The 19,170-nt window shown below is 67.8% G+C and carries 16 protein-coding genes; 12 read left to right on the forward strand and 4 right to left on the reverse strand.

The window, feature by feature from the left end; translation table 11 throughout:
• The first annotated feature begins 148 nt into the window (after positions 1-148).
• Positions 149-1,180, forward strand: coding sequence for a sulfate ABC transporter substrate-binding protein (locus tag RQP53_RS22230; protein WP_434064140.1), 1,032 nt, complete (start codon positions 149-151; stop codon positions 1,178-1,180).
• A gap of 474 nt (positions 1,181-1,654) precedes the next feature.
• Positions 1,655-3,271, forward strand: coding sequence for an SUMF1/EgtB/PvdO family nonheme iron enzyme (locus RQP53_RS22235; protein ID WP_315652901.1), 1,617 nt, complete (start codon positions 1,655-1,657; stop codon positions 3,269-3,271).
• Positions 3,272-3,513: 242 nt separating this feature from the next.
• Here RQP53_RS22235 and chrA read toward each other — a convergent pair whose 3' ends face one another.
• Entirely contained in the window at positions 3,514-4,911 is a 1,398-nt protein-coding gene (chrA, locus tag RQP53_RS22240; protein WP_315652902.1) for a chromate efflux transporter, read from the reverse strand.
• Between the two features lie 204 nt (positions 4,912-5,115).
• Between chrA and RQP53_RS22245 the strand changes: the two genes are divergently transcribed.
• The gene (locus RQP53_RS22245) at positions 5,116-5,691 is read left to right on the forward strand and encodes a tRNA-uridine aminocarboxypropyltransferase (RefSeq protein WP_315652903.1); all 576 of its coding nucleotides are present in this window, start codon (positions 5,116-5,118) and stop codon (positions 5,689-5,691) included.
• On the opposite strand, the gene RQP53_RS22250 is transcribed toward RQP53_RS22245, so the two are convergent.
• Positions 5,692-7,374: an NAD(P)/FAD-dependent oxidoreductase gene (locus tag RQP53_RS22250; RefSeq protein ID WP_315652904.1), complete on the reverse strand. Its 1,683-nt coding sequence runs from the start codon at positions 7,372-7,374 to the stop codon at positions 5,692-5,694.
• A gap of 256 nt (positions 7,375-7,630) precedes the next feature.
• Between RQP53_RS22250 and RQP53_RS22255 the strand changes: the two genes are divergently transcribed.
• From RQP53_RS22255 to RQP53_RS22275, 5 genes are all read left to right on the forward strand, one after another.
• On the forward strand, positions 7,631-7,891 hold the full coding sequence (locus RQP53_RS22255; RefSeq protein ID WP_315652905.1) for a hypothetical protein: 261 nt from the start codon (positions 7,631-7,633) through the stop codon (positions 7,889-7,891).
• Positions 7,892-7,929: 38 nt separating this feature from the next.
• Positions 7,930-8,595 (forward strand): response regulator transcription factor, encoded by a 666-nt coding sequence (locus RQP53_RS22260; RefSeq protein WP_315652906.1) that lies wholly within the window; start codon positions 7,930-7,932, stop codon positions 8,593-8,595.
• Positions 8,592-10,088, forward strand: a complete 1,497-nt coding sequence (locus tag RQP53_RS22265) for a sensor histidine kinase (RefSeq protein ID WP_315652907.1) — start codon at positions 8,592-8,594, stop codon at positions 10,086-10,088. The genes RQP53_RS22260 and RQP53_RS22265 overlap by 4 nt, the downstream gene beginning before the upstream one ends.
• Before the next feature lie 119 nt (positions 10,089-10,207).
• Positions 10,208-11,083 carry an RDD family protein gene (locus RQP53_RS22270; protein WP_315652908.1) on the forward strand — a complete coding sequence of 292 codons (876 nt, stop codon included), beginning with the start codon at positions 10,208-10,210 and terminating at the stop codon, positions 11,081-11,083.
• Positions 11,080-12,060 (forward strand): metallophosphoesterase, encoded by a 981-nt coding sequence (locus RQP53_RS22275; RefSeq protein WP_315652909.1) that lies wholly within the window; start codon positions 11,080-11,082, stop codon positions 12,058-12,060. Before RQP53_RS22270 ends, RQP53_RS22275 begins: the two co-directional genes overlap by 4 nt.
• Here the strand turns inward: RQP53_RS22275 and RQP53_RS22280 are convergent.
• Together RQP53_RS22280 and RQP53_RS22285 are read right to left on the reverse strand one after the other, a co-directional pair.
• Positions 12,038-12,574 carry a GNAT family N-acetyltransferase gene (locus RQP53_RS22280; RefSeq protein WP_315652910.1) on the reverse strand — a complete coding sequence of 179 codons (537 nt, stop codon included), beginning with the start codon at positions 12,572-12,574 and terminating at the stop codon, positions 12,038-12,040. The genes RQP53_RS22275 and RQP53_RS22280 overlap by 23 nt on opposite strands.
• A gap of 4 nt (positions 12,575-12,578) precedes the next feature.
• The gene (locus RQP53_RS22285) at positions 12,579-13,817 is read right to left on the reverse strand and encodes an MFS transporter (protein WP_315652911.1); all 1,239 of its coding nucleotides are present in this window, start codon (positions 13,815-13,817) and stop codon (positions 12,579-12,581) included.
• A gap of 141 nt (positions 13,818-13,958) precedes the next feature.
• Here RQP53_RS22285 and RQP53_RS22290 point away from each other — a divergent pair, with 141 nt between their 5' ends.
• The 4 genes from RQP53_RS22290 to cysT all read left to right on the forward strand — a co-directional run bounded on the left by RQP53_RS22290 (position 13,959) and on the right by cysT (position 19,097).
• Positions 13,959-15,182 carry a citrate synthase family protein gene (locus RQP53_RS22290; RefSeq protein ID WP_434064141.1) on the forward strand — a complete coding sequence of 408 codons (1,224 nt, stop codon included), beginning with the start codon at positions 13,959-13,961 and terminating at the stop codon, positions 15,180-15,182.
• Positions 15,183-15,397: 215 nt separating this feature from the next.
• Positions 15,398-16,717 (forward strand): O-acetylhomoserine aminocarboxypropyltransferase/cysteine synthase family protein, encoded by a 1,320-nt coding sequence (locus tag RQP53_RS22295; RefSeq protein ID WP_315652912.1) that lies wholly within the window; start codon positions 15,398-15,400, stop codon positions 16,715-16,717.
• A 284-nt stretch (positions 16,718-17,001) separates the two neighbouring features.
• Positions 17,002-18,021 (forward strand): sulfate ABC transporter substrate-binding protein, encoded by a 1,020-nt coding sequence (locus RQP53_RS22300; RefSeq protein ID WP_315652913.1) that lies wholly within the window; start codon positions 17,002-17,004, stop codon positions 18,019-18,021.
• 209 nt (positions 18,022-18,230) lie between these two features.
• Positions 18,231-19,097 carry a sulfate ABC transporter permease subunit CysT gene (cysT, locus tag RQP53_RS22305; protein ID WP_315652914.1) on the forward strand — a complete coding sequence of 289 codons (867 nt, stop codon included), beginning with the start codon at positions 18,231-18,233 and terminating at the stop codon, positions 19,095-19,097.
• Positions 19,098-19,170: the final 73 nt, after the last annotated feature.

Raw genomic sequence — 19,170 nt, forward strand, 5'->3', positions numbered from 1 at the left:
CCTGGCCCCGCTGCGGGTCGAGGCGGGGCCTGTTTGCACGGCCACCGGCTATGCGGTTTCTGATGCAAAACTCTTGCTAAGCATTGCAGAAGTAATTGGTTCACGGGGCGCGAGGCGCTGTCTACAGTGCGGTTCATCCCCTACTGCCATGCATCGGAACATCGTGAACCCCATTCGTCGCACCCTGTCCCTGATCTCTGTCGCCGCGCTGCTGCTGGGCGCTTCGCTGGCGCAGGCCCAGCAGGTCAATCTGCTCAATGTGTCCTATGACCCGACGCGCGAGCTGTATCAAGACTTCAATGCCGCCTTCGCCGAGCACTGGAAGGCCAAGACCGGCGAGACGGTGACGGTCAAGCAGTCGCATGGCGGTTCGGGCAAGCAGGCCCGTTCGGTGATCGACGGCCTGGACGCCGATGTCGTCACGCTGGCGCTGGCCTACGACCTCGATGCCCTGCACGACAACGGCAAGCTGATCCCGGCCGATTGGCAGAAGCGCCTGCCCAACAATGCCAGCCCCTACACCTCGACCATCGTCTTCCTGGTCCGCAAGGGCAATCCCAAGCACATCACGAACTGGCCCGATCTGGCCCGCTCGGGCATCGATGTGATCACGCCCAATCCCAAGACCTCGGGCGGCGCGCGCTGGAACTATCTGGCGGCCTGGGGCTTCGCCTTGAAGCAGCCCGGCGGCACTGCCGACTCGGCCAAGGCCTTCGTCAAGCGCATCTATGCCAACACCAAGGTGCTGGACTCCGGCGCTCGCGGCTCGACCACCACCTTCGTCGAGCGCGGCATCGGAGACGTGCTGATCGCCTGGGAGAACGAGGCCTATCTGGCGGTTAAGGAGCTGGGCCCGGACAAGTTCGAGATCGTCACGCCCAGTCTGTCGGTGCTGGCCGAGCCGCCGGTGGCCGTGGTCGACAAGAACGTCGACAAGAAGGGCACCCGCAAGCAGGCCCAGGCCTATCTGGAATACCTCTACAGCCCCGAAGGCCAGACCATCGCGGCCAAGAACTACTACCGTCCGCGCGACCCGAAGATCGCCACGCAATACGCCAAGCAATTCGCGCCGGTGAAGCTGTTCACCATCGACGAGCTGTTCGGCGGCTGGCGCCTGGCGCAGAAGACCCATTTCGACGACGGCGGCGTGTTCGATCAGATCTACACGCCCGGCCGCTGATCGCCAGCCCCAGACCCCAGACCATTTGTCTCCTCGATGGCCCGTGAGCCGCCTCCTCGCGAGGCGCTCCAGCCCTCGCTTGCTCTGGCGTCAGAGCACGCCCGACCTGTTCCTCACCGGGGCAGGGCGGGCTTTTTTGCATTTGGACCGCAGCCTGGCTTTCGGCCGGACGCGGTGCAGCGGCAGATTCGTCCGCGCCTGTCGTGATTGGTGCCGGCGCATCCGGAACTCGTCGCTTGAGCCCAGCAGCGCATGCGCCGTTTTCACAGAATTCGCGCAGCTTGGCCACCTGGTCAAGTGGATCGCAGCCCTGCCGCCCAGGCGCGAAGGGCGTTTCGCCACCCGCTATGCCGCTCACCGATGCTCTCACCTACTCTGAAGTTCTCCGCCCTTGCTCTGGCCTGCGCATGCGCAGGCGCCACGGCAGTTCAGCTGCCGGCCCGCGCTGCCGCTGTCGCCTTGATCGAGCCACCGATGCGCAGCATCCCTGCCGGCGAGCTGCGCATGGGCGGCAGCCCGCGCTATGGGCAGGAAGATGCGATTGATGCCGAATCGCTGCCGGTGCACTCGGTTCGCCTGAAGCCTTTCAGCCTGGGCAAGTACGAAGTCACGGTCCGAGAGTTTCGCCAGTTCATCGCCGCCACCGGCTATCAGGCGCCGCAGCAATGCATCCATGAGCCAACGAACAACTGGTTCAGCGCTGGCCCCACACCCGGCTCCTGGGACAAGAATGCCTTGACCGACAGCGACTTCCAGCCCGTCGTCTGCGTTGGCTGGGCGGCCGCTAATGCCTATGCGAAGTGGCTCGCCAGCGAGACGGGCAAGCCCTATCGCCTGCCCAGCGAAGCTGAGTGGGAGTACGCCGCAAGAGCGGGCAGCGTCGGCAAGTACTACTTCGAGGAAAACGCCGCAAAGCCGGTCGTCTGCAGGCATGGGAATGTGTCAGACCGCGAGGGCGAGTCCGCCGCAATGAAACGCCTTGGTGCCACCTACCTGAGCTATATGGGCGGTGTCGAGCAGTGCGACGACGGTGCCGGCTTCGCGACGGTGGTGGGCATGTACGAGGCCAACCCCTGGGGGCTGCACGACATGATAGGCAATGTGGCCGAGTATCTGCAGGACTGCTGGAAGCCGGGCTATGAGGACGCGCCCAGTGATGGTCGAGCGCTGCAGACACCGGAATGCGCGATCCATGCGCTGCGCGGTGGCGCCTGGCATTGGCGCGGCGCCGATCTGCGCACCCGTGACTACCGACCCGACGATGCCGTCGGAGGCATAGAAGGCTTCCGCCTGGCGCTCGATGGGGCTGCCGATGGCCAGGCGGCCATGGGCACGCCGGCCTTCGAGCGAGAGCTGGCCGCGGCACAGCAGGCAGAACGCCAGCGCCGCGCCGCTCGGCTGCCCTTTCCGGCAGCGCCAGCCGGCCTGACGCTGAGCAACGCTGCCGATGGTCGCATCGAACTGCGATGGCAGGCGTCGGCGCAGGCAGGCCTGCTCGGCTACCGCGTGCTGCGCAGCCACAGTGCAGGCGGCGAGTTGGAGACGATCGCCAATGACGTTCAAGGCGGGCGTTATGTCGACGAGACGGCGCCGGCTCGCAAGCACAGCTATGCGGTGATGGCCTTCAATCGTGATCGCCTCAGCGAGCGCAGCGCCGTCGTCAGCACGGCGGATCTGGTCCATGTGCTGCCCGGCCGCGTCCAGGCCGAGGACTTCAATGCGATGGCCGATGTGGCCGTGGGCACGATTGCCGCGATGGAGGACGCCGATGAAGCGCAGGCCGGTCTGAACATTACCGGACCAGCCGGCGTGCCTAAGGATGCCTGGGCCGAGTACAGCATCGAGGTCAAGACGGCCGGCCGCTACCGCCTGAGCTTTCGCGCCGCCACCTTGAATGCCAACGCGGGTCTGAGCCTCAGCCTTGACGGACAACCGCTGGCCACGCAGGCCTTTGCGGCCACCGGCGGCAGTCGCAAATGGCAAGGCTTTGCGGGGCCGATCGTGGAACTCCCGGCCGGGCGTCATCAGCTGCGCTTGCTATCGCTGGAGCCTGGCTGGAAGCTGAACTGGCTGGCGTTCGAGCCGGGCTGAGTGTGCATGCCGCTCCTTGATCCGACAATCGCCGGGTACGTCGTTGCGACGCCTTGCCGGGGCAGTGACCCCGACTTCCTTCTGCGCTTCGTTCACGGCGATTGGTGCGGTGACGCATCAGGCGGGCTTCGTCCTAACAGGCGCTAGCAGCCAGGGGCAAAGGGCCGCGCAGAGGGCGAAGGCCCGGTCGAAATCGGCGCCCCCAGGGGGAGATGAGAAATCATGGACAGCCCCACCTGAGTTCAGTACCGAAGCGCCAGCCCCAGCAGCGCCGCTACCGCAATCACCTCCATCACGCCGCGCTTGAAGCGCAGCAGCGCGATGGCAGCGGCCAGCGCGATGGCGGCGGAGACAAGCTCGAAGCGGCCGCCAAAGCCCGTTGGCCACAGCAGGTGGTAGGCGAAGAACAGCGCCAGGCTGATGATGACGCCGACGACCGCGGCGGTGATCGCCGTCAGCGGCGCGGTGAACTTCAGGTCCTGGTGGGTGGCCTCGACCAGCGGGCCGCCGGCCAGGATGAAGATGAAGGACGGCAGGAAGGTGAACCAGGTCACCAGTGCCGCGGCCACCGCGCCGGCCAGCGCCGCTTGATCGGGCGCGAAGCCGGCCGCCAGCGGATGCTGGTAGGCGCCCACATAGCCAACGAAGGCCACCACCATGATCAGCGGGCCCGGCGTCGTCTCGCCCAGCGCCAGGCCGTCCATCATCTGCGGCGCGCTCAGCCAGCCCTGCTGCAGCACCGCCCCCTGGTAGACATAGGGCAGCACCGCGTAGGCGCCGCCAAAGGTCAGTAGCGCCGCCTTGGTGAAGAACCAGGCCATCTGCGTCAGGGCATTGCCTTCGCCCAGGCCCAGGCGCAAGGCGGCCATCGGCAGCAGCCAGAGCAGGCCGCCGATGACCAGCACCTGCGCCAGCCGCGGCACGCTGAAGCGGGCATGGGGTGGGCTGGGCGTGTGGTCGTCGATCACCGCGGCGCCGTAAGTTTTCAGTGCCGCGCCGCCATGGCCAGCGCCGCCCGCGCTGAACACCGCCGGCGCGAGCCGCGCGCCGGCCAGGCCGATCAAGGCTGCGGCGGCGACGATCAGCGGAAAGCCGATACCCAGCAGCGTATTGGCCGCCAATGAGGCGCCAGCAATCAGCCACAGCCAGCGGTTCTTCAGTGCCCGCGAGCCGATCCGATGGGCGGCCTGCACTACGATGGCCGTCACCGCTGGCTTGATGCCAAAGAACAGCCCGGCCACCAGCGGCTGCTGGCCAAAGGCGATGTAGATCCAGGACAGCAGGATGAGGATGGCCAGCGAGGGCAGCACGAACAGCGCGCCGGCCACGATGCCGCCCCAGCTGCGGTGCATCAGCCAGCCGATATAGGTGGCCAGCTGCTGTGCTTCCGGGCCGGGCAGCACCATGCAGTAGTTCAAGGCGTGCAGAAAGCGCCGCTCGCTGATCCAGCGCCGCCGCTCGACCAGCTCGGTGTGCATCACCGCGATCTGGCCGGCCGGGCCGCCAAAGCTGATGAAACCCAGCTTCAGCCAGAAGGCCAGGGCCTGCCAGAACGTGGGCGCGGGCGGTGCCTGGTCAAGACCTGACCCTGTGCTGTCTTCAACGGGGCTGGTGCGAGGCGTCGGCGGGATTGCTGTCATAGTGAGCGCACTGTAGCCAATGCCCACCTCGATTCGATGACGATAGGTTCTTCGCGCCCTCACTCTGTCTCACCTTATGGCGGCTGTGCACGGGTGCTTGCCATGCGCTGGGCGATAGATGTGAGCCGCTATTGACCTTCGGCGTCGCTCTCTCCTGCTTTCGACCGCATGCCAGCCAGCGCACCCAGTAGCTCCACCCGGCGAGTGCAATGCCCAGGTTGCGAACGACCGCTTCGCGCCTGCCTGTGCGCCTGCGTACGGCCGCTGGATAACCGTGTCGAGCTGCTGATCCTGCAGCATCCGCAGGAAGCGACAGAGGCCAAGGGCACGGCCGCCCTGCTCAAGCGCTGCCTGAGCCGCTGCACGCTGCAGGTGGGCAAGCAGTTCGAGCCGCCGCCCGATGAGGGTCGCTACACGCTGCTGCTTTACCCACCAAGCGCCGGTCCGCAAGACCTGACCCCGCCGCTGCAGCCCGAGCGGCTCGCCGATCCGGCCACACTGCGCCTGGTGCTGCTGGATGCCACCTGGCGCAAGAGCCTGCGCCTGCTGCATGAGAACCACTGGCTGCAGCAGCTGCCCCGGCTGCCGCTGCAAATCGACAGCGCCGCGGCGCCACTCTATGCCCCGCTGCGCCGCGCGCCGGCGGCGCACCAGCTGTCAACGCTGGAGGCCGCTGCGCTGGCGCTGCAACAGCTCGGTGAACCGGCCGCGCTGGCCGAGGGCCTGCGCGCGGCAATGGCGGATTTCGTCAGCCTGCAGCTGGCCTGGACGCGCGGCTGATCAGCCCTGCCCGAGCAGATCGCGCCCCAGCGCCTCGGCGACCTCGATGCCGTCCACGCCGGCCGACATGATGCCGCCGGCATAGCCCGCGCCTTCACCGGCCGGGAACAGGCCGCGCACATTGAGGCTCTGGTAGTCGCGGCCACGGGTCACACGCAGCGGCGAGGAGGTGCGGGTCTCGACGCCGGTCAGCACCGCGTCGTTCATGTCGAAGCCGCGAATCTGGCGGCCGAAGGCGGGCAGGGCCTCGCGGATCGCGTCGAGGCAATAGTCGGGCAGGCTGCCGCGGCCTTGTTGCTGCAGATCGGTCAGCTGCACGCCGGGCTTGTAGCTCGGCTCGACGCTGCCCAGCGCGCTGCTCTTCTGGCGCTTGATGAAATCGCCGACCAGGGCGCCGGGCGCCAGATAGCCGCCACCGCCGAGCTCGTAGGCACGCGATTCCCAGATGCGCTGAAAAGCCATGCCGTCCAGCGGGCTCACCTTGCTGCCATCGCGCTTGCCATCCTGCCGGTAGTCCTCGGGGTTGATGCCGACGACGATGCCGGCATTGGCATTGCGCTCATTGCGCGAGTACTGGCTCATGCCATTGGTGACCACGCGCTCGGGCTCCGAGGTGGCCGCCACCACGGTGCCGCCGGGGCACATGCAGAAGCTGTAGACCGAGCGACCGTTGCTGGCGTGGTGGACCAGCTTGTAGTCGGCCGCGCCGAGGATGGGGTTGCCGGCATTGGGGCCGAAGCGGGCGCGGTCGATCACGCCCTGCGGATGCTCGATGCGGTAGCCGATCGAGAAGGGCTTGGCCTCCATGAAGACGCCGCGCTCGTGCAGCATCGTGAAGGTGTCGCGGGCGCTGTGGCCCAGCGCGATGACGATGTGATCGCTGCGCAGCTGCTCGCCGCTGGCGAGCGTCACGCCGCGGGCATGCAGCTGGCCCTCACCGTCGCGCTCGATCAACAGATCGGTGACGCGCTGCTCGAAGCGGATCTCGCCGCCCAGCGCCTCGATGTCATGGCGGATCTTCTCGACCATGCTGACCAGGCGGAAGGTGCCGATATGCGGCTTGCTGACGAACAGAATCTCTTCCGGCGCGCCGGCCTTGACGAACTCGGTCAGCACCTTGCGGGTCAGGTGGCGCGGGTCGGAAATCTGGCTCCACAGCTTGCCGTCGGAGAAGGTGCCGGCACCGCCCTCGCCGAACTGCACATTCGATTCAGGGTTCAGCTTTTGCTCGCGCCACAGGCCCCAGGTGTCCTTGGTGCGCTGGCGCACCGTCTTACCGCGTTCCAGCACGATGGGCCGCAAGCCCATCTGCGCCAGGATCAGCGCGGCGAAGATGCCGCAGGGGCCGAAGCCGATGACCAGCGGGCGATGGTGGGTGTCCGTCGCATAGAAGTCGGCCGGCGCGTGGCCGACGAACTTGTAGGCCGTGTCCGGCGTCACGCGCACATGGGCGTCACCGGCCAAGCGCTGCAAGAGCGCGGCCTCGTCGTCGGCGTCGGCCAGCGTGCAGTCGATCGTGTAGATCAGCGTGATGGCCGTCTTCTTGCGGGCGTCGTAGCCGCGCTTGAAGATGTGGAAGTCTTGCAGCTGGGCGCTCTTCAGGCCCAGCCGGGCCAGGATGGCCGGGCGCAGCGCGTCCTCGGCATGGTCCAAGGGCAGGCGCAGTTCGGTGATGCGAATCATGGTGCTGGCGGGGCGTGTTGATCGCCCAAGGGTGTACGGCAGGGCACCGATTTTAGCGGCTCGACGGTCGACGGTGCTTCTCGTCTCTTCTCGGCTTGCGGCGTCACTTCGTCTACCTTTGACGCCACAGAAGCAATTCTTTGCAATCGTTTCTGGGCTCGCTTCCTAGAATCAGCGCCACGGTTGCCGAGGGCAGCCAGCAGCAGGAAGGACAGCGATGAGAACCCGATCAGCCATGCTTTGCGCAGCGTGCCTGATGGCGCTGTTCGCGCTGCAGGCTCAGCCGCTCATCAGCGCTGAAGAAGCGATGGCTGTGGTGACAGAGCGCGCGCGCGTGGCGCCTGCGCCTCGCCAAGAGTCGGTGCGCCCACTGACTGCACTCAACCCTGCCCCTCGGACCCAGGCCGAGCCGCAAGCGCCAGCAGAGGCCGAGGGATGGCGTGAAGCACTGCTCGACGCGATGCTGGCCGTCGGCCTGATCTGCGACAGCCCGGAGTGCGTGGAGCACGACGACTGAGGCAGCCCGCCAGGCGCTTTTGCGCTACCGTGGCGGCCATGCGCATCCTGCTTGTCGAAGACGATCCCACGCTGGCCCAGATCATGCGGAGCAGCCTGGCAGAGGCCGGCCATCTGGTCGATGCGGCCGAGACGCTGGAGCAGGCGCGCTATCTGTGGCGCATCCAGCCGGTCGATGCCGTGCTCCTGGACCTGAGCCTGCCCGATGGCAATGGCCTGCAGGCCCTGCGCGAGGCCCGCCAGCGCGGCGATCGCACGCCGGTGCTGGTGCTGACCGCGCGCAACCGCACCGAGGAGCGCATCGCCGGCCTCGATGCCGGGGCCGACGACTATCTGGGCAAGCCCTTCGAGCTGGCCGAGGTCGAGGCGCGGCTGCGCGCCATCGTGCGCCGCCGGCTCGATCTGGACGACCGGGTACAGCTGGGTGAGCTGCTGCTGGACCGACGCACCCGGCGCTTCTTCATCGCCGGCCAGGAGCTGGCACTACCGGCCCGCGAGCATGCGGTGCTGTGGGAGCTGATGACGCCGCCGGGCCGCGTCGTCAACAAGGCCAGCCTGTCGGACAAGCTGTCCGACTTCGACGTGGCCCTGGGCGCCAATGCGCTGGAGGTGTTCGTGTCGCGGCTGCGCAAGAAGCTGCAGGGCAGCGGTGCCGGCATCCGCACGCTGCGCGGCCTGGGCTATTTGATCGAAGTGCAGGCGTGAAGCGGCCGCCTTCATCCGCGCCGGGCTTTGCCGATAGCGAGCAGGCGCCGCTGCCCGCGACCGCGGCGCGCCGGCCCTCGCTGCGCTCGCGCCTGCTGCGCCATGTGATGGGTCCGCTGCTGCTGACCTGGGCCCTGGGCAGCGGCGTGGCACTGGGCATTTCGTCCTACTTCACCCAGCGCGCCTTTGACCGCTCGATGCTGGACGATGCCCTGCTGCTGGCCGCGCATCTGAAAGGTCAGCAAGGGCAGCTGCAGCTGCAGATCAGCGACAGCGATCTGCGCACCGTGCTCTATGACCAGAGTGAGCAGGTCTTCTTCACCGTGCTCGATGCGCGGCAGCAGCTCGTCGCCGGCCATACGGGGCTGCGGCTGCCGGCCCGCTACGACGCGAGCGATGGCGAGGTGCAGTTCGTCGATCTGCGCTTCGAGGGCCGCGATCTGCGCGCCGTCGTGCTGGCGCGCCAGCAGCCGGCACCGGTGCACATCATCGTTGCCTTGACCACCAGCAGCCGCAAGGCGCTGCTGAACCAGTTGGTGCTGTTCTCGGTGATTCCGCAGGCACTGCTGCTGCTGGCTTTGGCGCTCTGGCTGCGCCGCGTGATACGCGACGATCTGCAGCCGCTCAAGCGATTGCGCCAGCAGCTCGGCCAGCGCGATGCGGCCGATCTCGCGCCACTGCCCGCGGGTCTGCTGGAGCAGGCCGGCAGCCGCGATGTGCAGGGCCTCAGCGAGGCCATTGATGCGCTGCTGGCGCGGGTGGCGGCCGGCGTGGCGGCGCAGCGTGAATTTGCCGGCAATGTGGCCCACGAGCTGAAGACGCCGCTGGCCGGCGTGCGCGCCGCGGCCGAATATGGGCTCAGCCAGCAGCAGCCGGCGCAGTGGCGCGAGCAGCTGATGGCGGTGCTGCTGAGCCAGCAGCGGGCCAGCCATCTGGTCGATCAGCTGCTGGCGCTGGCGCTGGCCAACGAGGCCGGCAGCGCGGTGCCGCTGCAGCGATTGCGGCTCGATGAGCTGGTGCGCGAGCTGCTGCTGCGCTATCTGCCGCTGGCCGACCGGGCCGGCATGGCACTGGGCGCCAGCGGGCTGGACGAGCCGGTCTGGGTGCGCGCCGATCGTGCGCTGCTCGAGGGGCTGCTGGGCAATCTGCTCGACAACGCGCTGCGCTATGGCCGCATGGGCGTGGCTGAAGGCGCCGCGCCGCGGGCGCTGCCCAGCCCACTCAGCCCGCTCAGCGTCGACCTGCAGCGGGTAGCCGGCGAAATCTGGCTCAGCGTCAGCGACCAAGGCCCCGGCATACCGGTGACGCAGCGCCAGGGCCTGATGCACCGCTGGCAGCAGGGCCCGGCCGCCCACCAGCTCGGCGAGGGCGCCGGCCTGGGCCTGTCCATCGTGCGCCGCTATGCCGATCTGATGCACGCGCGGCTGGTGCTGGACGAAGGCGCCGATGGCCGCGGCCTGCGCGCCAGCGTCGTTTTCTCGGCGCTGGATTGAGCGCTGTCATCGAGCCGTCGCCGCCCGCTCAGTGCGTACGCTGTGCGCCTGTATGCCGAGTTCTGAGTCTGCGCCGGATCGTGGCAGGCGCTACAGTCGCCGCTTGTGTTTGGTTCACCATGAAATTTCCACTCTCTACTCTTCGCCAACGCCAAGCCTGGGTCAGCCCGGACGAACTGAATGTCGCGCCGGCGCTGCTGGGCCAGCCGCTGGCCACGCCCAAGCGTCGCGGGCTGGCGATGCTGATCGACCTGGCTGTGATCGGTGTGCTCAGCCCCTTCGGCAACTTCTTCCTGCTGCTGGCCGGTGGGCTGGCCCTGGTGCTGGCCGTGCCGCGCTTGAGCGCCGGCCTGGGTCAGCGCTGGCGCAAGGCGGGCTGGGTGATCGTCGTGCTCAGTGGCCTGTTGGGCGGTGTGGCCGCCTGGGACGAGTGGCACGGCAGCGGTGCGGTGCGTCGCGACAGCGGCAAGCCCGCCAGCGTGGCCCAGGAGGGCGTCAAGGCAGACCCTGCGGCTTCCGAGGCCGAGACCAGCGCTGAGGTCGCCGCCGAGACCGCCGGCGCAGCCGCCACCGAGGCGCTGGAAGCTCGCGTCGAGCAGTTGGAAGCCGAGCTGAAGGCGGCGCGCAAGCATCGCGGCTTCAATCTGCGCCAGCAGTTGCATCAAATGGCCGACGACATCGGCACCGGCTTCGGCTGGGCCATCGTCTACTTCTCGCTGCTGCCGGTGCTGTGGCCCGGGCAGACGCTGGGCAAGAGGCTGATGGGCCTGCAGGTGCGCGAGTTGACCAACAAACCGATGACGGTGCTGCAGGCGCTCAAGCGCTATGGCGGCTATGCCGCCGGCATGGCCACCGGCGGACTGGGCTTCATCCAACTGCTCTGGGATCCGAACCGGCAGGCCATCCAGGACAAGACCGCCCATACCGTCGTCATCGATCTGCGCGGCCCGCGCGAGCCGCGCACCGAACACCCAGAAACCGGAGCCCTGACATGAAGCTGCCACGCCGCCTGCTGGCCACTGTGCTTTCCGCCGTCGCGCTCGGCGCGGCCCAGGCCGCGCCCTTCGAATTCATCGCCATCGGCGACATGCCCTACGGCGCCCGCGAGCAGGCCTACCCGGCCTATGCGCAGCTGATCAAACAGATCAATGCCGTGCAGCCGAGCTTCACCATTCATGTCGGCGATTTCAAGAGTGGCGGCTCGCCTTGCAGCGATGAGGAGTTCGGCAATCAGCTGAACTTCTTCAACAGCTTTGCCGGCGCGCTGGTCTACACCCCGGGCGACAACGAATGGACCGACTGCCACCGCCCCAAGGCCGGGGGCTACGACCCGCTTGAACGCCTGGCCAAGCTGCGCGAGATGTTCTTCGCCACGCCACGCACGCTGGGCGCCAAACCCTTGGCGGTGGAACGCCAGAGTGAGCTGCAGCCGGCCTACGCGCTGTACCGCGAAAACCTGCGCTTCGAGCGCGAGGGCGTCTTGTTCGTGACCCTGCATGTGATCGGCTCGAACAACAATTTCGAGGCCCGCGACATCAAGGCGGTGCAGGAATTCTTCGCCCGCGACGAGGCCAACCGGGCCTGGGTACGCGCCGCCTTTGACCGCGCCCGCGCCATCAATGCCCGCGCCGTGGTGCTGGCCATGCAGGCCGATCCGCTGGAGAGCCGCAGCGCCTGGACCGACTGGCCCACGCACAGCGGCTTCAGCAGCCTGTTCGAGGGCACGCTGCTGCCGGCCGCGCAGGCCTGGGGCAAGCCGGTGCTGCTGGTCCATGGCGACAGCCACCGCTTCACCATCGACCGGCCCTTCAAGGCCGTCGACGGGCCGGACAAGGGTCAGGTCTTGCGCAATCTACTGCGCCTGCAGGTCTTCGGCGAGCAGGAGATACATGCAGTGCGCGTCAGCGTCGATCCCGAGGCCGACGATCCTTTCGGCTTCAAGCCGCTGTTCAATCCGCTGTCGCCGCGCTGAGCGCCAGCCGGTAGCGCGCGCCATTGCGGCTGACGCCGGCAATCTCGGCCAGCGCGGTCATTCGCTCGACGCAGACGAACCCCGCCTTCTCCAGCACCCGCGCCGAGGCCGGGTTGCCTTCGGCGACCAGCGCCTCCAGCGTCTGCAGCCCCCAGTGAGCGCGGGCCAGCGCGATCAGCTGCGCCAGCCCGGCGCTGGCCGCACCGCGGCCCGCCGCCTGCTGAGCGATGCGGTAGCCCACTTCGGCCCGGCCGGCCTCGATGTCCTTCAGATTGACACGGCCGACGATGGCGCCGCGTCGGTCCAGCAGCAGATTGGGGTGATAGCGACCGGCCCGGTGCTCCGCCAGCGCCTGATCGATATGGGCTTGCACGGCGTCGTGGCTGTAGAAGGCGGCACCGCGCGGTGCGACATGGCGCTCGAACCACTCGCGGTTGGCCAGCTCGAACTGCAGCAGCGCTGCGGTGTCATCGGCTTGCAGGGTTCGTAGAAGAAAGGGGCTGTGCGTGCTCATCGAATCAAGCGGTGACGGTAGGGGGTTTCAGGGGGCGGGCGCGAGTCAAGGGGCTTGAGCCCGAGGCGGCCATGGCGATGAGGGCGATCGCAGCGAGTACCAGCGTGTTGATGGCGCCAGCGCGCTCGGCCAGCAGGCCCCAGCCCAGGCTGCCCAGGGTCTGCCCTGCCGCCACCGCCATCAGGTAGAGCGCCAGCGTGCGGGCGCGTAGGCGTTCGCCAAATGCGGCCTGGGCCTGGGCATTGGCCGCGCTGACGATGATGGCCCAGGCCATGCCCGCGGCGACCATGCAGGCCAGGCGCAGCGGCAGGCTGGGCGCCAGCACCAGGCCCAGCAGCGCCAGCCCATACAGCAGCAGCGCCAGCCCAGGCAGCGTCGATGGCACGCGCCACTGGCGCCGCAATGCGGGCAGTGTCAGCCCGACCAGCACCGCGCCGCTGCCCATGGCGAGCTGCAGGCTGCCCAGCAGTCCGGCCCGGCCGTGCAGCACGTCGCGCACCAGCAGCGGCAAGAGGCTGGGCAAGGCGCTGCAGGCCGCAAAGACCGGCAGGCTGCAGCCGAGCAACTGTCGGTAGCTGGCATCGCTCCAGGCCGTGCGCAGGCCGCTGCCCAGTGCCCGCACCAGGCGTTGGGCCGAGGGGCCCGGCCGGCCGCTCAGGCGCCGCGCGCGCCAGCAGCAGGCCAGCATCGGCAGGCTCAGCAGTGCATGCAGGAGGTAGAGCCAGGCCGCGCCGCGGCTGCTGCCCAGGTGGCCAAGCAGCAGCGCGCCGATGGCCGGCCCGAGCAAGGCTGCCGCATTGAAGCTGAGGTTGTTCAGCAAGGCCAGCTCAGGCAGCTCCTCGGCCTCGACCTGGCCGGCCACGCAGGCCTGCCAAACGGGCAGCAGCAGGGCGGTGGCGATGCCGCTGCAGGCGCTGAGCATCAACAGGCCGCTGACAGGCAGTGCCAGCTGCAGCGCGGCCAGGCCGACCAGCAGCGCCAGCAAGGCGATGCCGCCATGCACCCAGAACAGCAGCGTGGCCCGATCCAGCAAATCGGCGAGCACACCGGCCGGCAGCGTCAGCAGCAATAGGGGCGCGCTGGCCAAGGTCTGCACCAGCGCGATGTCCAGCGCGGCCGGCGAGCTGCTGGCCATCAGCCAGACAGTGGCAAAGCCCTGCAGAGCAGCGCCCAGATTGCACCAGAGCTTGGCCAGGTAGAAGCGGCGAAAGGCTGGCCGGCTGAGCGGCCCGGTACTGAGCATGGCTGCTGTCTCGTGAGGTGAAAGGGCTGCCGCAGTCTAGGAAGCGGGCCTTGTCAGCGTCAATCTTGATTCGGCGAATCAAGTGGCGGCGTCGGCACGCGGCCGATGCAGGCGGTGCCGCGCAGCACCGACAATCGGGCCATGGATGGGTCAGCCAGTCACTCCAACACGCCACTGCCGGAGCGGCTGTCGGCCCGCGCTGCGGCCGAGATTCTGGGCGTCAGCCTGGCCACGCTCTATGCCTATGTCAGCCGCGGTTTGCTGGAGGCCAGTGCGCCGGGCGCCGGGCGTCGCAAGAGCTACGGGCGCGATCAGGTCTTGCAGCTGGCCGCGCGCCGTGCCGATGCCAAGCGCGCCGGCCATGTGGCCACGGCGGCGATGAGCTGGGGGATGCCGGTGCTGGAGACCTCGGTCTCGGGCATCGTCAACGGGCAGCTGCGCTACCGAGGCCGTGATCCGCTGCAGCTGGCCGAGCGCGCCAGCCTGGAGCAGACCGCAGCCCTGCTCTGGGGGCTGCCGCCGCAGGCCAATGCCTTCGAACGCTGGCTGCCATGCTGGCCGCAGGCCCAGCTGATGCCCGTACTGCAGGCCCTGAGCGAACAGCCACCACTGGAGCGCGCCAAGGCCATGCTGCCGCTCTATGCGGCGCTGACCGAGGCGAGCGCCTGCAGCGATGAGCCACTTGCGCAGGCTGTCGATCTGATGCGGGTGTTGGCCGCGCTGCTGCTGGCGCGGCCGCCCTCCTTGCAGCCGCTGCACCTGCAGGTGGCGCAGGCCTGGGGGCTGGGTGAGCTTGATGCAGAACTGATCCGCGCTGCCTTGGTGCTGCTGGCCGACCATGAACTCAATGCCTCGACCTTCGCACTGCGCTGCGTGGCTGCCACCGGCGCCAGCCTGGCGGCGTCGTTGGGCGCCGCATTGGCCGCCTTGAGCGGGCCGCAGCATGGCGGCGGCAGCCTGGCGGTTCGCCAGCTGCTGGACTCGGCCCTGGCCCGCTTGGATCCATCGCAGGCCCTGGCCGACCATGGCGACGCGCTGCCGGGCTTGGGCCATCCTCTCTACGCTGATGGCGATCCACGCGGCCGCTTGCTGTTGACGCTGCTGGCGCGCACCAGCGGAACCTGTCTGCGAAGCCAGCGGGTGCTGGCGATCGGGCAAGCAGCTGCGTCGCGCAGTGGCAGGGCACCGAATGCCGATTGGGCCCTGGGAGCGCTCGGCGCTGCGCGGCGCTGGCCGCTGCACGCCGGCAGCGTGCTGTTTGCGCTCGGCCGTTCGGCAGGCTGGATTGCTCATGCGCGCGAGCAGCAGGCGCAGGGCTCGCTGATCAGGCCGCGAGCCCGCTACATCGGGCCGCTAGGCGCCTGAGGACTTGTCGGCGTCAAGGCCGCCTTGCTTCCGCAGCACGGCCAGCGCCCGGTCATGGGCGGCCAGCATGCAGGCATTGGCCCGTCGCGTTGGACTTGCCATGCGCGGCTCCCGTGATTCGCGCACAAGCATATGCATGCATCGTCGTTCACGCCGTGCGCGTCGGGCCCTAGCCTTCGTTCCCATCACAGCAGCCAGCAGGAGGGCGAGTCATCATGAGCCAGAACGAGCAGAACCATCAGGCCAATTGGCGTTTTGAGACGCGATCGGTGCATGCCGGCTACCGGCCCGATCCAACCACCCGGGCGGTTGCCGTGCCGATCTACCAGACCGTCGCCTACGCCTTCGACAGCGCCCAGCACGCGGCCGACCTGTTCGATCTGAAGGCCGCCGGGCCGATCTACACCCGCATCAACAACCCGACCAATGAGGTGCTGGAGCAGCGCCTGGCCGCGCTGGAAGGCGGCATCGGCGCGCTGGCGCTGGCCTCGGGCCAGGCGGCCGTCACCTATGCCATCCTGACCATTGCCGAGGCCGGCGACAACATCGTGTCGTCCAGCGCGCTGTACGGCGGCACCTACAACCTGTTTGCGCACACGCTGCCGCAGTACGGCATCGAGACCCGCTTTGCCGACTACCGCCGGCCGGAGAGCTTCGAGGCGCTGATCGATGAGCGCACCAAGGCCATCTTTGTAGAGGCACTGGGCAATCCGCAGGGCAATGTCACCGATATCGCCCGCTTTGCCGAGTTGGCGCATCGCCATGGCCTGCCGCTGATTGTTGACAACACCGTGCCCAGCCCGGTGCTGAGCCGGCCGATCGAGCATGGCGCCGATATCGTCGTGCATTCGCTGACCAAATACCTGGGCGGCCACGGTGCGGCCGTTGGCGGCGCCATCATCGACGCCGGCAGCTTCCCCTGGGCCGATCACAAGGCCCGCTTCAAGCGCCTGAATGCGCCCGATGTCAGCTACCACGGCGTCGTCTACACCGAGGCGGCCGGCGCGGCGGCCTACATCACCCGGGCCCGCGTGGTGCCGCTGCGCAATACCGGCGCGGCGCTGTCGCCCTTCAATGCCTTCCTGATTTTGCAGGGCATTGAAACGGTGGCGCTGCGCGTCGAGCGCATCAGTGACAACGCGCAGAAGGTGGCCGAGCATTTGAAGGGTCATGCCAAGGTGGGCTGGGTCAACTACGCCGGCCTGCCCGAGCATCCCGACCATGGCTTGGTCAAGAAATACCTGAGCGGCAAGGCCTCGGGCGTGCTGACCTTCGGCCTCAAGCCCGGCGCGGGCCAGAGTGGCCGTGAGGCCGGTGCCAAGTTCCTGGACGCACTGCGGCTGTTCACCCGTCTGGTCAATATCGGCGATGCAAAGTCGCTGGCCACCCATCCGGCCTCGACCACCCACCGCCAGCTTTCGCCGGCCGAGCTGGACCAGGCCGGTGTTGGCGAAGACACGGTGCGCCTGTCCATCGGCATCGAACATATCGACGATCTGCTGGCCGATCTGGACCAGGCGCTGGCCCAGGTTTGAGCGGCGATCAGCTTGTCATTCGCGCCGAAGCCTGCGGCTTCGGCGCCTACCGTCCAGTCTGTGGTGGGTGTGCCCAATGGGGTGTCATAGGGGTATGGCGGGTGGCATACCCACCACGGGGCTGGACCTTTGGGCCAGGCAGAAGCGGCTTCAACCTGGCTTATCAGCCCTCCGAATAAGCATTTTCTGGATAAGCAAATACAAAAACTATCGTTCCTCGAATAAGCAAGTCTTGGCATTCTGCGGACTCTGTCTAAAAACCGCGGCCAACGCTCGAGAAACGCATGAAGCTGACCAAGCCCCTGAATTCGCTGCTGGCGACCCTGCTCGTCGCCACGGCCGCCTTGCCGGCCCTGGCGCAGACCGGCGCCGACACGCTGTTGAATGCCTCCTACGACGTCAGCCGCGAGCTGTACAAGCAGGTCAATCCGGCCTTTGCGGCGCAGTGGAAGGCCAAGACCGGCCATCAGCTGACGATCAACCAGTCGCACGGCGGCTCCAGCAAGCAGATCGGTGCCGTCATCGGCGGCCTGGAAGCCGATGTGGTGACGATGAACCAGGCCACCGATATCGACGCGCTGGCCGAGAGGGGGCTGACCCCGGCCGACTGGCGCAAGCGCTTCCCCAACGGCGCCGCGCCCTACAGCTCGACGATTCTGTTTCTGGTGCGCAAGGGCAATCCCAAGGGCATCAAGGACTGGGGCGATCTCGCCAAGCCCGGCGTTGGCGTGATCATCCCCAACCCCAAGGTCACCGGCAACGGCCGTTACAGCTATCTGGCGGCCTGGGGCAGTGTGATCGCCAAGGGCGGCAGCGAGGCGCAGGCCCGTGAGCTGGTCAGCAAGATTTTTGCGAATGTGCCGGTGCTTGATGGCGGCGGCCGCGGCGCCACCACCACCTTCACCCAACGCAGCATTGGCGATGTGCTGCTGACCTTTGAAAGCGAAGCCGAGTTGATCGAGAACGAGTTCGGCAAGGGCTTGTTCGAGGTCGTCAACCCTTCCGTGTCCATCGAGGCCGATGCGCCGGTGGCCATTGTCGACAAGGTGGCGGCCAAGAAGGGCACGACGGCCCTGGCCAAGGCCTATCTGGACTTCCTCTACACGCCGGAGGCCCAGGAGCTGATCGCCAAGAACAACTTCCGCCCGCGCGACCCGGCCGTGTTCAAGCGCCATGCACAGCGCTTTGCCGACATCAAGTTGTTCAGCGTCGACCAACTGCTGGGCGGCTGGGACAAGGTCGGCAAGACGCACTTTGCCGATGGCGGCACCTACGACCAAATCCAAGCCGCCATCAAACGCTAGGCATGGACCACCCCCTACGCGCTTCGCGCGGCCTTGCAGGCCGCGCCGAGCCAACGGCTCGGCCCTTCGGCAGGCAACGAAAGCTCCACCGGAGCTTTCGTGTCCGGCCTCAGCCCCTCAAGGGGGCACGCCCGCAGGCCCGGCACAGCCGGATCCTCGGGCGTCGCTGGGCTGAGCGCTGTGACTGCAGCGAACCGCCGGAGACTTGAATGAATACTGTTGTTTTGGGCGCCCCTGTGGCGGCACCGGCCGTCAAAAAGCGCAAGCCGCGTCGCGTGCTGCCCGGTTTCGGACCGACGATGGGCTTCACACTGTTTTATCTGTCGCTGCTGGTGCTGATTCCGCTGTCGGCGGTGTTCATCAAGTCGGCCGGCCATGGTTTTGATGCCTTCTGGGCAGCGGCCACCTCGCCGCGTGTCGTGGCCTCCTACAAGCTGAGTTTTGGTGCCTCGCTGCTGGCGGCTGCGATCAATCTGTTTTTTGGGCTGATCCTGGCCTGGAGCCTGGTGCGCTATGAGTTCCCGGGCAAGAAGCTGGTGGACGCGCTGATCGACCTGCCCTTTGCCCTGCCCACCGCGGTGGCCGGCATTGCGCTGACGGCGCTCTATGCCGGCAACGGCTGGATCGGCAAGCTGCTGGAACCCTGGGGCATCAAGGTGGCGTTCACGCCGCTGGGCATCCTGGTGGCGCTGATTTTCATCGGCCTGCCCTTCATCGTGCGCACGGTGCAGCCGGTGCTGGAGGACATGGAGACCGAGCTGGAAGAGGCGGCGGCCTCGCTGGGCGCACAGCGCTGGCAGACCTTCCGCCTGGTCGTGCTGCCGACGCTGACCCCGGCCCTGCTGACCGGCTTTGCGCTCGCCTTTGCGCGCGCCGTCGGCGAATACGGTTCGGTGATCTTCATCGCCGGCAATCTGCCCATGGTCAGCGAAATCACGCCGCTGATGATCATCTCCAAGCTGGAGCAGTACGACTATGTGGGCGCCACCGCCATCGCCGCGGTGATGCTGGTGTTCAGCTTCATCCTGCTGCTGGCCATCAATGGCTTGCAGGCCTGGAGTTCGCGCCGGAAATGACTCACCCCCTACGCGCTTCGCGCGCCCCCTCGCGGGGGCACACCCGAAGGACCGGCGGAGCCGGATCCTCGGG

The sequence above is a fragment of the Roseateles aquae genome, assembly GCF_032337115.1.
In the GTDB taxonomy this organism is placed as follows: Bacteria; Pseudomonadota; Gammaproteobacteria; order Burkholderiales; family Burkholderiaceae_C; genus Roseateles_C; species Roseateles_C aquae.

Excerpts from the sequence above, each read along its gene's own strand:
- RQP53_RS22230 (WP_434064140.1), top strand. The coding sequence starts at position 149 with ATGCATCGGAACATCGTGAACCCCATTCGTCGCACCCTGTCCCTGATC.
- RQP53_RS22235 (WP_315652901.1), top strand. The coding sequence starts at position 1,655 with ATGCGCAGCATCCCTGCCGGCGAGCTGCGCATGGGCGGCAGCCCGCGC.
- chrA (WP_315652902.1), bottom strand. The coding sequence starts at position 4,911 with ATGACAGCAATCCCGCCGACGCCTCGCACCAGCCCCGTTGAAGACAGC.
- RQP53_RS22250 (WP_315652904.1), bottom strand. The coding sequence starts at position 7,374 with ATGATTCGCATCACCGAACTGCGCCTGCCCTTGGACCATGCCGAGGAC.
- RQP53_RS22255 (WP_315652905.1), top strand. The coding sequence starts at position 7,631 with ATGGCGCTGTTCGCGCTGCAGGCTCAGCCGCTCATCAGCGCTGAAGAA.
- RQP53_RS22260 (WP_315652906.1), top strand. The coding sequence starts at position 7,930 with ATGCGCATCCTGCTTGTCGAAGACGATCCCACGCTGGCCCAGATCATG.
- RQP53_RS22270 (WP_315652908.1), top strand. The coding sequence starts at position 10,208 with ATGAAATTTCCACTCTCTACTCTTCGCCAACGCCAAGCCTGGGTCAGC.
- RQP53_RS22275 (WP_315652909.1), top strand. The coding sequence starts at position 11,080 with ATGAAGCTGCCACGCCGCCTGCTGGCCACTGTGCTTTCCGCCGTCGCG.
- RQP53_RS22280 (WP_315652910.1), bottom strand. The coding sequence starts at position 12,574 with ATGAGCACGCACAGCCCCTTTCTTCTACGAACCCTGCAAGCCGATGAC.
- RQP53_RS22285 (WP_315652911.1), bottom strand. The coding sequence starts at position 13,817 with ATGCTCAGTACCGGGCCGCTCAGCCGGCCAGCCTTTCGCCGCTTCTAC.
- RQP53_RS22290 (WP_434064141.1), top strand. The coding sequence starts at position 13,959 with ATGGATGGGTCAGCCAGTCACTCCAACACGCCACTGCCGGAGCGGCTG.
- RQP53_RS22295 (WP_315652912.1), top strand. The coding sequence starts at position 15,398 with ATGAGCCAGAACGAGCAGAACCATCAGGCCAATTGGCGTTTTGAGACG.
- RQP53_RS22300 (WP_315652913.1), top strand. The coding sequence starts at position 17,002 with ATGAAGCTGACCAAGCCCCTGAATTCGCTGCTGGCGACCCTGCTCGTC.
- cysT (WP_315652914.1), top strand. The coding sequence starts at position 18,231 with ATGAATACTGTTGTTTTGGGCGCCCCTGTGGCGGCACCGGCCGTCAAA.